The following is a 13,680-nucleotide window of genomic DNA, read 5'->3' on the forward strand; positions in this document are numbered from 1 at the left end:
TTTTCCTTCAAAATAAGAGGCTATTTTAAGCTGTATGCTTACCTCTTAATTTCCAAATTTGATATAACATAGCCAAGGATGTATAAACGGTTAAGTAAGTGAGGATCTTCCAGCCTGTTTGTAAATAAGGCTTTACTGCTGTCTGTACGGTTTCACTTGTTAAAAAGGCTCTCTGATCAATACAAATGTAAGTTGCTAGTGTTATTAAAAGGACAATAGCAATGATACCCTCAGTAAGTTTGCTTCTTGTGTTGCCCCTCTCTGCATTATACTGATTTGCCCAACCGTCTTTTTTGTTAGCGGATAATTTTCCTAACCAAGCATTTATAAAAGTAACTAAATTGACCCACAAGTAAATTTCCGGGCTAATCAGCAATGCAGCTAGAATAACATCTATTGTCCTGTGCATAGGAGTCTTAATAGCAAGTATGGTATTTAATACAGATGCTATAACAACAGGTGTAATCCATACCCAGGACCAATAAAACTGATCTGTAGCAATAGCTAAAACTAATAGTAAAATGAATAATAAACGTATTATTAAATCAATCAATGATTTAATTTGAGATCTCCATATTTTCCCTTTGTGTTTTGATTTAACTCCGATATCAGAATTGGTAAGTAACTCCACAGTTCCTGATTGCCATTTGTTTCGTTGCTGTCGGAACGTATGATATGATCTCATAGCGTCAACAAAACAACGAGCTGTAGGACTGATTAGTGTTTTCCATTTCTTCTGGATTTGCCATGTTAACAGCATATCCTCTACGTCACTTTCATCCTGCCAAGGGCCATCTAACTTGTTTTCATCTATAACATATTGTAATGCTTCTGGCCGAAACAAAGTGGCTTGGCCGCCAAGAACATAGGTACTTCCGCCACTATATTGGAGATCCAGCAGCCAGCTTGCCATATCTTGTTTTTGCTGATGTGTCCACCAGCGTTCGATTGGTCCCCCATAGTCACCGCTTGCCATTTTTTCTTCGTAATACACATCATCTCCTGAAATTAGGCTTTTCTTTTTGGGCATTCTCATGGTGTACTTCGCCATTACTCCACCAATATTTCGCGCACTCATTAGCCCCTCCCACAATTGAAACAATGCGCCCGGTGCAAGTCGGCTATCAGCATCCATACCAAGTATTGCCTTAACAGAAAGTCTATAATAATCTTCGAATATCGTTGATTTTTTTTCATATAAGTCTAGGGGATCTCCATAAATACTTTTCCAAGCTGCGTTTAAAGCCCCCACTTTTCGTTGTTTATTATTCTTCGTGGTTAGAACTTTCAATCTTAGATTGAATTCTTGTCCTGCTTCTAATGCTACTTCTTCTGTTCGGTCTGTACAGTTATCAGCAATTACAATAACATCAAGCTCAATGTCTTTAGGCAAGGATTGATCCCCTAAACCGGCTAAACAGTCACGGATTGATTTCTCTTCATTATGTACCGGAATAAAAGCAACAATTCGCGGCTTCATATACGTTTTGCTAACTCTGGCTACTGTTGAGTCACTAGAAATATCTATAATATTAGATACCTCCATATAATACTCATCCTCCAAATAAAAGCTTACGTTCTTTTTTGGAGGCTAGTTTCTCCTCGAAAGAAACTCTTTTTGTAAAAAATAAGATAATACACCATCTATGCTAAATGTATTAATTCATTCTGAATATAGAACTAAATTAAAGGTAATTAGAACTATTATTTTTGTTGTCTGGAATTTTTTTACAGAAAGGAGTAGTTTAGTAGCATCTCTTTTAAGATTATTGCGGTAAACCCTGACATCAGGCCGCTAAAGTGGAGGTCAATAATATTCGAAAAAAGGCGAGGATCGATAGAGGTACTTATTGAGTAGTAGTGGTAAAGGGAGAGGGTCAATGTAATTTCAATTGGATTTAAATAGAATAGCCCTCATTTATAGGGCTTGCAAATCCCCCTCCTTTTCCACAAATACCCTCACTAAACATCATCTCCCTTTATACACATCATCTACCTGTAGAAAAATTTGTATAGATTGGTAGAATAGATAACGAGTTTAATAATCCATTTTTACCTTATTGTTAGTAATCTTCCAACGAATTACATAGGGGGTAAAAATTTGTTAAACGATCAATCTATTGTTTTCGGTGATTTTCACCGAGTCATATCATACTTTTTTATAAAACGGGGGATATAGTACATGTCATACCAACCAAAGTCTTTTAATAAGTTTTTAGCAACAGCTGCTACAGCAACATTGGTTGCAGGTGCAGTAGCGCCGGCGGCATTGGCAGCAGGCTTCACGGACGTAGCTCCAAGATACGCTGAAGCAGTTGATTTCGTAGCATCAAAAGGAATCAATGGCTTCACTGAAACTCAATTTGGAACTAGCGAAAATATTAAGCGCGTTGATGCGGCAGTTATGATCGCAAAGGTGCTTGAACTTGATATCGAAGCAGCTCCAGCATCTGGCTTCACAGATGTTCCTGCACGTGCAGTAAAATATATTAACGCTATCAAAGCAGCTGGAATCACAAACGGAAAAACAGCTACAAGCTTTGATGCAAACAGCCAAATTACACGCGGCGAATTAGCTATCTGGATCCAAAAAGGCTTCGAGCTAAAAGGTGAAGGCGAGCTTACATTCACAGACGTAAACGATCGCTACGCAGAAGCTGTTAAAGCTTTAGTATCAAACGAAATTACAAACGGTACATCTGCAACACAATTCGGTGTAAGCCAGCCGGCTAAGCGCGGAGATTATGCAATCTTCTTATATAGAGCGGCAAACGTTGAAGCTGCTCCAGAAGTAGTGGAAATTTCAAGTGTTAACCCAGTGAACGCTAAAACAATCACTGTACAGTTCAGCCAGGCGTTGGACGCAAAAGCTTTTTCTCAAAGCGCAGTTAGCCTTGTTGCTGGTACTGGTGCACTAAATCCAGGCTCTGTAGCACAAGAACTAAGTGCAGATGGAAAAACTCTTACACTTAAAGCTGCTGATTTTTTCAAGGGTGAATACACTTTAAGAGTACCCTTTGAAGGCTTGAAAACTGTAAGCGGGAAATACATTAAACCTGTTAACCAAAAATTCACTGTAAATGATACAGCTGCTCCAGTGGTTTTATCAGCAGATACAACGGTTAAAGCTGCAACGGAAAAAATTACTTCTCTTACATTAACATTTGACGAAGAAGTTTCAGCAATTGAGAATGTAAAAATAGATGGCAATAACCACACAGCTGTTCATTCAGGCAACACTGCAACTATTTCAAATCTTGATCTGGATGCTTCCAAGTCATACGAAGTGACAGTTATTAACGCAAAGGATGCTGCAGGAAACGTTAAAGAAGTACAATCTGCTCCAGTAACTGTTTCTGTTGATAATGAAGCACCTTCTATTACAAAAGTGGAAGCTGCTGGCGAAAACACTGTGAAAGTAACAGTAGATGAAGAATTGGCATCTGAACTAGCTATCTCAGGTAAAATTGGAACATTTACTGCTAACGTTGTATCAGACGTTGAAGTAAATCCAGAAAACAGCAAAGAATACATCGTTACATTGAATAGTGCATACCTATTCAAAAACGGCAGCTCAGATACAGTTACGTTCACAGTTGCAAAAGACGCTCTTGCAGATGCAATTGGCAACACAAACGCTGCTGAAATCACAAAAACAGTAAGAGTTTCTAAAGATGCAGAAGCTCCAGCTGTAGAGAAGGTTGAAACGATTGCAACAGCTGGAAAAGTAACTGGCTTCACTGTAACTTATAATGAAGAAGTAGCTTCATTACAAACTTCTAAGATTGCGGTTGTAAGTTCTAAAGGTGAAATTCTTCCTTTCGCTAGCATCGCAACAGCTGAAGTTTCAGGTAATCAAGTGGTATTCAAGTTAATCCCAGGTGTAACTGCCGATCAATATGGCTTTGACTTTGCAGAAGGATTTGTAACAGACAAAGCTCTTACTCCTAACAAAGCTGCTGCGAATGCATTCACAGTAGATGTAACAGATGCTGAAGCACCAGTTGAAACAGCATTTACAATTACAGGAGCAACTGCTGAAAATAACGTAATCACAGTTGATTTTGGTGCAAAAGTAAAAGCAACAGGCACTGGATCAGCACTTAAAGCTTCTGCATATCAGGTTAATGGAGCAACTCTTCCAGCTGACACTGAAATCGCATTTGTAAAAGACGAAAATGGAAACACTGTTCAATCTCAAGTTTCCATTAAGCTTCCAGCAGGCTTCATTAAAGCTACTGACGAAAAAGCTGTCTTCCGTGTATCAGGAGTTCAAACTCTAGATCATAAAGAAAACAACTCATTCATCGAAGCGGTAGAAGTTACAGACAACACTGCTCCAGAAGCAGAAGCATTTGTCGCTACTGAACTTAACGAACTTACTGTGACTTACTCAGAAGCACTTGCTGCACTTGGACAAACTGCTGATGTGAAAGATGAAGTAAAGCTTTACGACAGCAAGAATGCTGCTGTTGCGATCAAGTCAGCAAAAGTTGAAAACAGCAAGCTCGTTCTTACACTTGAAGAAAACGCTGCTGCTGCAGTAAGCACATTAACAACTGCTGCTGCAACTGCAGAATTGGCTGATTTGAAAGACGCTGCAGGCAATGCTCAGAAAGCAGCTGTAACTGTTGCGAAATAATCTAATTAAATTAGAATCTATAAAATAGAGTTCTAACTTAAACACCCACTAAGAAATTTGATTTCTTGGTGGGTTTTTTTCTGTTTATCTTACTTGGTAAAGGTCCTGCCATTTATTTAAGTCGGGAATCTTCTATAAACTTCTTTTCATTACCGTCATTTTGACAGATGAGGATCACCTTTTAGTGATCAAACTGAACTGCTTTAAGTCCCTTCGATTTATGGGATTAGAATTATCATTAAGAAAAATTGACGAAAAATGCTGTCGTAACTTGTTGTTAAAATTTAACAGGTCTTATTATCTATTTCATAGAATAAATATCCTAATAACGATATTGTGATAGGAGAAAATACATATGAAAAAAATATTTGGCTTAATTTGCTTCTTTCGTCGCAATCATAAGATTAATATGTATACTCACTCTTGTGTTAGATGCGGGTATGTAAGACGGCAGGATAATAGTAACAAACAGATTATTGGATGATGGAGAAGAGGAATTCGAGTTAGAAGAATAACTTAGATGTGAATAACTGAAAGGCAAACATATAGAAATATTTAGAATTAGGATTAAAGTGAAAAAACGCAGGAGATGAAAAATTTTTAGAAGATAACGGAACTATTGTCGTTTATCCCCTGAAACTCTTAAAGTAACCCCCCATATGCAGTCTCTGTTATTAATTACCAACAAAAACAAGAAATAACAACTGCTGATACTATATAACTAGAAAAAAATGTATGATATAATAATTTTTGTTTTTGTAGAAAAATATAAACGTTTTGGGGGATTTTATGGAAGAGACAATTAGCTTGCGGGAATTGTTTGATACTTTGAAGAAACGATTGTCGTTAATTATAGCGATTACTGTTCTTGCTACTGCAATAAGCGGTGCTGTCAGCTACTTTGTGTTGAAGCCAGTATATAATGCTTCCTCACAAATTTTGGTCAGCCAGGCAGCGGCTGGGGCATTATCTTCATTGGCAGGAGCAGCGTTTGATACGGATGCAAAATATATAGAAACGTATAATGTCATTTTAAAAAGTCCGTACATATTGGACCAGGTAATTGAGGAGCTAGATCTGAACACGACTGCTGAAGCGTTAAATAGCAGTGTAAATGTCGTTCAGGAGGGCCAATCACAGGTAGTAACCATTAATGTTCAAAACCTTGATCCTGCCCAGGCAGTTCTGATTGCAAATGAGATAGCAAAGGTATTTCAAAGGGAAATATCAGCCTTAATGCGCATAGATAATATTACCATCCTGACTCCTGCAGAATTACCGTCGAATCCAGTGCCAGTAAAGCCTCAGCCTGCGCTTAATATGGCAATCGCTCTAGTTGTAGGCTTAATGCTAAGCGTGGGATTGGCGTTCTTATTAGAGTATCTTGACAATACGGTAAAATCGGAACAGGATCTGGAAAAACTTTTGGGGCTTCCGGTTCTAGGGGCAGTAACGGAATTCGATTATGCACAGGACGCAGCTGAAATAAATAAACGAAGAAAGCAAGCACGAGGTGAGACGGTTGGCATTTAGAAGCAAGCAGCAGAGTAAAAAATCCAATAATCGGACTCTTATTACACATATCAATTCGAAATCACCTATTTCTGAGCAATATAAAACAATCAGAACGAATATTCAATTTTCATCCTTAGATGAAGACATTCGTTCACTAGTCGTTACGTCCTCTGGACCAGGAGAAGGAAAGTCAACAACCGTTGGAAACTTAGCGGTCGTGTTTGCCCAGCAAGGCAAAAGAGTTTTATTGATTGATGCGGACATGCGAAAACCGACTGCGCATTACACTTTCCGCAAAGATAATATCACTGGGCTGACAAATGTGCTGACAAGACAAGCTGCTTTAGATAAAGCTGTATCGGAAACAGATATTGAGAACTTGTATATATTAACGAGCGGCCCTATCCCTCCAAATCCAGCGGAGCTATTAAGCTCTCATGCCATGGATGAGTTATTAGAATCAGCTATGCACCATTTCGATATGGTGCTGTTTGATACCCCTCCGGTTCTGGCGGTAACAGATGCCCAAATCCTAGCAAGTAAATGCAATGGTACTATTTTGGTAGTAAAAAGCAACTACACCGCTACCGACGCTGCGGTGAAAGCGAAAGAGCTATTGTCTGCCGCACAAGCAAAACTGCTCGGTGTTGTGTTAAATGCAAAAAAGCTAAAAGAAAGCAATTATTACTATTATTATGGTAAATAATATAAATACTGGAAATTAAATTGAAATAGGACTATAATCATAGATATTGTAATATAGTGGTTTATAAGCAGAAGAGGTGCAAGCAATGATAGATATACACAATCATATTATTCCTGGTCTGGATGATGGCGCATCAGATATAACAGAAAGCATTGCAATGGCAAAACATGCGGTTTCCGAAGGAATCCATACAATCATTGCTACACCTCATCATAAAAATGGACGCTATGAGAATGATAAACAAACCATTCTCCAGCAGTGTGACCTGTTAAATAAAACGTTCGCAGAAGAGTCGATTTCGCTCACGATCCTTCCAGGGCAAGAAATCCGACTAAATGGGGATGTTTTGTCCGACTATGAAAAAGGTGAAATCCTCACCTTAAACCAAACCCAATATATCTTTATTGAATTGCCATCGAACCATGTACCACGGTACACGGAAAAAATGCTATTTGATATGCAAATGAATGGTCTTAGCCCAATTATTGTCCATCCAGAACGGAATCAAGAAATCATCGAAAACCCTGATATTCTATATAACTTTGTGAAAAACGGAACACTTTCACAAATCACCGCATCAAGCATAACAGGCCATTTTGGGAAAAAGATTAAGAAATTCACTTCACAATTAATAGACGCAAATTTAACCCATTTCGTTGCATCAGATGCACATAATCTATCAAGCCGTACTTTTAGAATGATGGAAGCGCTGGATGAAATTGAAAAGAACTATGGAGTAGACATGTTTTACCAATTCACAGAAAACGCTGAACTGCTTGTTAGAGGCGAGGCTATTTATAAAGAAGTCCCTGAAAAGGTTAAAACTAAGAAATTTTTAGGCATCTTTTAATAACATGCATTATATGCTGTTTCTATCAACTTGGACAATCAAATTATATTGGAAATGTCTCCTGTCCGTTATCAGTGGAGGCACTCGGTCATGCTGTGGGTAATAAGTTCTATTGCCTTAGACGCAAGTCGTCAAAAGTATGGTGTGAGGGCGGGTTGAATGCCCATTTTTTATACCCCATTTTTAATAAGAAGAAACCAATTGATAAATATCTAACGAAAAAACATGTGTAAAATGTGTTTTGCCGTTAGGTATTTATTTTTGTGTGTAACAAAACAAAAACAAAGGAGGGCTGTTCTTCATGAGTTATCGGAGACGTTTGACGGTATTAGCCATCTTAGATTCTTTCATCGTTTTATCGGCTATATATGCAGGTTATCTGACGCTTCATCCCTATTTGGCAATCTTTAAGCTTGAAACATTAATGCTTACGTCAGTGACATTATTAGTAAGTCACCATTTGTTCTCTTTTATCTATAAGCTATACAACAAGGTTTGGGAATATGCGAGCATTGGAGAGCTAGTGACAATTGTAAAAGCAGTGACCTTCTCGATCATGACAACGGCAGTTGTCCAGCAGATTGTGATTCATGACATTTATTTTCGTGCTTTAATGCTTGCATGGATGCTTCATGTTCTATTAATTGGAGGCTCTCGCTTTTCCTGGAGAATATATCGGGACCGGTATATTAAACCGAAAACGGCAGAAAAGCGTGCGTTGATTATTGGGGCAGGTGCAGCCGGTACGATGCTGGTACGTCAGCTGATGAATAAAAGAGATACAGGTATTAAGCCAGTTGCCTTCATTGATGATGATCGAAAAAAATATAAGCTGCAAATACTTGGTCTTCCGGTAGTTGGAAATTCCAGCCATATTGCGAAAACTGTAGAAACACTTCGAATAGATAAGATTATTATTGCGATTCCATCGCTAAATAAAAACGAGATGAAACGTATTTTTGAGGAGTGCGCAAAAACAACAGCCTCTACAAAGATTATGCCAATGATTGAAGACGTCATGCTGGGAAGAGTATCAGTCAATCAATTCCGTGATGTAGAAGTGGAGGATTTATTGGGGCGTGAGCCGGTAGAACTGGATATTGATAGTATTTCAGAATTCCTGACTGGTAAAACCGTTTTAGTAACGGGCGCTGGCGGTTCCATCGGCTCGGAAATTTGCCGACAGATAGGCAAGTTTAACCCAAGCAAACTTGTTTTGCTGGGACATGGAGAAAATTCCATTTACCAGATTGATATGGAGCTGCGCAGCAAATATAAAAGTGAATTTGAAATCATTCCGGTCATTGCGGATATACAGGATCGCTATCGAATGTTCGAAGTTATGGAACAGCATAAGCCAGATGTAGTCTATCACGCAGCCGCCCATAAGCATGTTCCGTTAATGGAGTACAATCCAAAAGAAGCGGTTAAAAATAATATCTTTGGAACAAAAAATGTGGCCGAAGCGGCAGATGCCTTTGGTGTGAAGAACTTTGTTCTGGTTTCATCGGATAAAGCAGTGAACCCAACGAATATCATGGGTGCGACCAAACGGGTAGCTGAAATGGTTATTCAGCAATTGGATAAGGAGAGCTCCACAAGCTTTGTTGCAGTCCGGTTCGGGAATGTATTGGGCAGCCGGGGATCGGTTATTCCTTTATTTAAAAAACAAATCCAGGCAGGCGGGCCGGTTACCGTCACCCATCCAGATATGACACGCTACTTTATGACAATTCCTGAAGCTTCGAGATTGGTCATTCAAGCGGGAGCATTGGCAAGAGGCGGGGAAATCTTCGTACTTGATATGGGAGAGCCAGTTAAAATCGTTGACCTTGCCAAAAACCTCATTACTTTGTCAGGCTATTCAATAGATGAAATCGGCATTAACTTCTCAGGTATCCGGCCAGGAGAGAAAATGTATGAAGAATTGCTTAACGAAAATGAAGTTCACTCCAAGCAGGTATTTCCCAAAATACGTATTGGAAAAGCAGCACTTGTCGACGGACCGATTCTTTATGAGTTTATTGCAAGCCTGCATGATAAGGACAGTGAAACTTTGAAAAAGCAGTTAGTGGAAATCGCTAATACAAAGGTTGGATTGAGAGAAGTTATGAAGGAAGCTGCTAGCTTTTAATTTATATTTTCTTATTAATTGTAAAAAGGGTGAGTAATTTTGCAGAAAGTTAGAAAAGCGATTATCCCAGCGGCCGGATTAGGGACAAGGTTCTTGCCGGCCACAAAAGCACAGCCGAAGGAAATGCTGCCGATCGTGGATAAACCAACGATTCAATATATCATCGAAGAAGCCGTCGCTTCCGGAATTGAAGATATTATTATCGTAACAGGCCGGGGAAAAAGGGCAATTGAAGACCACTTCGATAAGTCTTATGAATTGGAAGAAACATTGGCAAAGAAAGACAAATTTGACCTTTTAAAAGAAATCCAGGATATCTCAAAACTCGCCAATATCCATTATATTCGCCAAAAAGAACCGTTAGGACTGGGTCATGCAATTGCCTGCGCAAGCCGGTTTATTGGGAATGAACCATTCGCAGTGCTGTTGGGTGACGATATTGTAAAAACAACAGAAAAGCCATGTTTAAAACAATTAATGGATGTTTATGAGCGCTATAATTCATCTGTGATTGGTGTTCAACAGGTGCCGAACGAAGAGGTATCTAAGTACGGAATTATTTCGACTTCCAATGGAGAGATTGAAAAAGATGTTTTCCATATTGATAATCTAGTTGAAAAACCTGCGGTAAGTGAAGCTCCTTCCAATTATGCGATTATGGGGCGTTATATTTTAAGGCCAGAAATATTCGAAATATTGGAGAAACAAAATCCGGGAGCTGGAGGAGAAATCCAGCTTACAGATGCAATAAAACACCTGAACGAGAAACAGATGGTTGTGGCTTATCAATTTGAGGGTAAGAGGTATGATGTTGGAGATAAGCTTGGTTTTATAAAGGCTACGATTGAAATGGCGATGGATCGGGATGAATTGAGAGAGGATTTGGTAAATTATCTTTCTGAGGTTTTGGAGGGGGAGTTGGTTAAGTAGTTTTCAGTCTGTCTAGGATGGAAAATAAGTTCGGGTGGAAAATCAGAATTTTGTTTCTTATTATTGTTGGAGGTTCTTCCGAACCTCTTTATACTTGAATGGATTATTTTTTCTACTGTTGAATAAGAGTTGACGTCCTAAAATCGTTGATCAACATTTTCCGCACAACTTCTTTAAAATCTTTCAATTTAATTTTTCATAAAATAAATATGCCGATAATTTTAAGGGTCAGATTCTGCAAGCTGATTGCAAGATCTGACCCTTTGTTTTGGTATGGATGAAAAGATAGAGGGATGCTAAATGGATACCACTAATGGGAATTGCAAGGAATTTCGTAATGCAGGTTTTTCCATGATTGAGGTTTTATTAGTCATAACCATACTAGCTATAATTTCTTCCATAGCGGTTCTGTCTTTAATAAGTTCTATTGAGAAGGCTAAAACGGATGTATGCAACTTGAATACGAAGCAGGTTGAAAAGATGTATAACACATATTTACTGTTTGAAAATGATAGTAAGCATTCCGAAGCGTTGTTTGCCCAATATTTACAGGAATACGGAGAAGAGATTTGTCCAATTGACGGTGAGATTCTTTATATCGATGGGAAGGTACAATGTAGCCTACATTCGGGAAATGGGGATAATGGTGAAGATGATGATGATGAAGACAAGGGAGAAGGGGAATCGGTTCCTTACCTTTGAACGCTTATTATAGTTCTTTCATTATGCCTGAAATCAGGTATCTTGATTTTTAGAAAGGTTGATTTACCAAGCCCTTCGGCCTTGAGAGAAACGGGAAATGATTAAATGGTAAAGCGGAACTGAGTATCGTAGTTAGATTGAACGCTAGAAACCTTGCGGGATAAGGGTTTGAAGCGTTTTTAGTGAGATTTATAGATTGATTGAATGGTCTATATAATAGGAAGAAACTCGGTTTAGAGTGGATAAACAGTAAATATCTATTTCGTATTTGTTTGGTAGATTGAATAGATATAACGAGGTGGCTATCAGTAGTAGATAACAATTTTAGTGGTTTAGTAGTTGGTTGGAAGGAAAATCTTCTAAATAAGTCCTAATCTACTAAAATATTAACTTAACTAGGGAAGGAAGTCTAGAAAATGGAATCGACAAAAATGAAAGAAAGAATATTCCTCTCTTCACCACATATGAGTGATGAAGGTTATGAAATGCAATATGTTAAGGAAGCTTTTGATACAAACTGGATCGCTCCCCTTGGTGAAAACGTAAACGGATTTGAAAGAGAGCTTGCTGAGAAGGTTGGTTCTAAAGCTGCAGCAGCATTGTCTTCAGGAACAGCGGCTATTCATTTAGCTCTTAAAGCAGCAGGAGTCGGAGAAGGGGATATTGTATTTTGTCCAACACTTACTTTCTCTGCTACTGCAAATCCAATCATCTATCAAAATGCAGTTCCTGTATTCATAGATAGTGATTATGAAACTTGGAATATGAGTCTGAAAGCATTGGAAGAAGCATTTGAAAAATATCCTGAAGTTAAGGCGGTCCTTGTTGTTCATTTATATGGCTTATCTGCGGATATGGATAGGATTATGGATATTTGTAAAAAACATAATGTTGCGGTTATAGAAGATGCTGCAGAGTCATTAGGTACTTACTATAAAGGTAAGCATACTGGGTCTTTTGGTGATTACGGCATCTTCTCTTTTAATGGAAATAAGATTATCACTACTTCTGGTGGTGGGATGCTTGTTTCTAATAATGAAGAGAGAATTGCTAAAGTAAGATTTTGGGCAACTCAATCAAGGGATCAAGCAAGACACTATCAACATAGCGAATTGGGATTTAATTACCGAATGAGCAATGTTGTTGCAGGTATTGGAAGAGGCCAGCTTAAGGTGTTGGATCAGAGAGTTGAGAAGAAGAGTTATATTTTTGAGTTCTATAAAAGAGAGCTTGGTGGACTTGAAGGCATTGACTTCATGCCAAGTAATGAGTGGAATGAACCAAACTACTGGTTAAGTTCGATGATTTTGACAGGCAAAGTAAGGCCAATCGACTTAATGGAGGCTCTTGAAAAAGAAAATATTGAATCAAGGCCTGTTTGGAAACCGATGCATTTGCAGCCGTTCTTTGAGAAGTATGATTTTGTTGGCGAAAGTGTATCGGAGAAGTTGTTTGAGAATGGGGTTTGTTTGCCGTCTGATACGAAGATGACGGATGAGGATTTGGAGAGAGTTTGTAGGATTATTAAGGGGTTGTGGAGTTAAGCAATGAGAGTTTTAAACTTAACTATAAAGCGAATAATAGATTTATTAGGCAGTTTAATAGGAATGATAATCATCTCTCCAATCCTTATTTTAATTGCGATCTCTATAAAATTAACGTCTAAAGGACCAGTATTTTTTAAGCAAGAGCGGCTTGGTGAAAACGGAAAAGTGTTTAAGATATTAAAGTATAGAACTATGGTGGTAAATGCAGAAAAGATAGGCGACGGACTGAAAGTTAAGAGTGATAATGATTCTCGTATTACAAAAGTTGGGAAATTCCTTCGTGCAACTAGCCTTGATGAACTACCACAACTTTGTAATGTTATAATTGGTCAGATGAGTTTGGTAGGGCCTAGGCCACCTGTACCTTATCACCCCTATAAAGGGTTTCAAAATTATCCTGATTGGTCTAAAAAGAGATTTAATATGAAACCTGGGATTACAGGATTATCACAGGTTACAGTAAGGGCTTCTGTTAGTTGGGATGAAAGAATGGTCTATGATGTAAAGTATATTGATGATTTTAATATTTGGCTAGATATTAAGGTTTTGCTTAAGACTGTTTTGAAAGTATTTATGAGGGATAGTATATACCTTCAATCCCCTAATGAAACAGCCACTGCAAAACAGCAAGAGAACAATGAGGGGAAGAGATGA

Annotated in this window: 10 protein-coding genes; 9 read left to right on the forward strand and 1 reads right to left on the reverse strand. The window is 38.4% G+C overall.

What is annotated here, in order from left to right; all coding sequences use genetic code 11:
* Nucleotides 1-25 precede the first annotated feature (25 nt).
* Nucleotides 26-1,546 (reverse strand): glycosyltransferase family 2 protein, encoded by a 1,521-nt coding sequence (locus tag D0469_RS15955; protein ID WP_233523090.1) that lies wholly within the window; start codon nt 1,544-1,546, stop codon nt 26-28.
* 636 nt (nt 1,547-2,182) lie between these two features.
* Between D0469_RS15955 and D0469_RS15960 the strand changes: the two genes are divergently transcribed.
* The 9 genes from D0469_RS15960 to D0469_RS16000 all read left to right on the forward strand — a co-directional run bounded on the left by D0469_RS15960 (nt 2,183) and on the right by D0469_RS16000 (nt 13,680).
* Entirely contained in the window at nt 2,183-4,642 is a 2,460-nt protein-coding gene (locus tag D0469_RS15960; RefSeq protein ID WP_117327720.1) for an S-layer homology domain-containing protein, read from the forward strand.
* Between the two features lie 789 nt (nt 4,643-5,431).
* Nucleotides 5,432-6,175 (forward strand): YveK family protein, encoded by a 744-nt coding sequence (locus D0469_RS15965; RefSeq protein WP_117327721.1) that lies wholly within the window; start codon nt 5,432-5,434, stop codon nt 6,173-6,175.
* Complete coding sequence (locus tag D0469_RS15970; RefSeq protein ID WP_117327722.1) at nt 6,165-6,863, forward strand: CpsD/CapB family tyrosine-protein kinase; 699 nt, start codon at nt 6,165-6,167, stop codon at nt 6,861-6,863. Before D0469_RS15965 ends, D0469_RS15970 begins: the two co-directional genes overlap by 11 nt.
* 85 nt (nt 6,864-6,948) lie before the next feature.
* The gene (locus tag D0469_RS15975; protein WP_117327723.1) at nt 6,949-7,713 is read left to right on the forward strand and encodes a tyrosine-protein phosphatase; all 765 of its coding nucleotides are present in this window, start codon (nt 6,949-6,951) and stop codon (nt 7,711-7,713) included.
* 301 nt (nt 7,714-8,014) lie between these two features.
* Nucleotides 8,015-9,847 carry a polysaccharide biosynthesis protein gene (locus D0469_RS15980; protein WP_117327724.1) on the forward strand — a complete coding sequence of 611 codons (1,833 nt, stop codon included), beginning with the start codon at nt 8,015-8,017 and terminating at the stop codon, nt 9,845-9,847.
* A gap of 39 nt (nt 9,848-9,886) precedes the next feature.
* Entirely contained in the window at nt 9,887-10,777 is an 891-nt protein-coding gene (galU, locus tag D0469_RS15985; RefSeq protein WP_117327725.1) for a UTP--glucose-1-phosphate uridylyltransferase GalU, read from the forward strand.
* A gap of 300 nt (nt 10,778-11,077) precedes the next feature.
* Nucleotides 11,078-11,479 (forward strand): type II secretion system protein, encoded by a 402-nt coding sequence (locus tag D0469_RS15990; protein ID WP_117327726.1) that lies wholly within the window; start codon nt 11,078-11,080, stop codon nt 11,477-11,479.
* A 431-nt stretch (nt 11,480-11,910) separates the two neighbouring features.
* Complete coding sequence (locus tag D0469_RS15995) at nt 11,911-13,023, forward strand: DegT/DnrJ/EryC1/StrS family aminotransferase (RefSeq protein WP_117327750.1); 1,113 nt, start codon at nt 11,911-11,913, stop codon at nt 13,021-13,023.
* Nucleotides 13,024-13,026: 3 nt separating this feature from the next.
* A complete protein-coding gene (locus tag D0469_RS16000) occupies nt 13,027-13,680 on the forward strand; it encodes a sugar transferase (RefSeq protein WP_117327727.1) in 654 nt (217 codons plus the stop codon).

The organism is Peribacillus saganii (genome assembly GCF_003429095.1).
Taxonomy (GTDB): domain Bacteria; phylum Bacillota; class Bacilli; order Bacillales; family DSM-1321; genus Peribacillus; species Peribacillus saganii.